Here is a 356-nt window from a genome sequence, read left to right on the forward strand (position 1 = left end):
GCGCAAGATACTCGGATTCAAAACGCCCCTCGAAGTCTTCTCCGAGGAGGTCCTCAACAGCGTTGCGAATCGGAGTTGAATCCGCCATGGGTTTCATCACGCCGTCATTGATGGAGCCCGCAAATGAAAGCCTGTAGGCAACGTTCTTGCCTGCCATGCTTCCCTCAGAAGCAACGCCGATCGCAAAATAAGCAAGCGTTTTGAGTTCGTTGTCACTCAGCTGCGGTGGCGCTGGTTGTCCTGTTTCGTGTGGCATGTCCTTCTCCTTGGCTAAGGAAGGTCTGAACAACGCGGCCTGAGAGCGCGGAATGTCGCATCGTTCTGGAGAGTCGCGTTTGGATCTCTCCGGATTTTTG

1 pseudogene is annotated in these 356 nt (G+C 54.2%); it reads right to left on the reverse strand.

The features are described 5' to 3' along the window. Positions 1-76: 76 nt before the first annotated feature. Positions 77-256 (reverse strand): annotated as a pseudogene (locus XcyCFBP4188_RS22375) (XVIPCD domain-containing protein); the annotation flags it as partial. Positions 257-356: the final 100 nt, after the last annotated feature.

Origin of the sequence: Xanthomonas hortorum pv. cynarae, assembly GCF_002939985.1 — a bacterium.
Classification (GTDB): Bacteria; Pseudomonadota; Gammaproteobacteria; order Xanthomonadales; family Xanthomonadaceae; genus Xanthomonas; species Xanthomonas hortorum_D.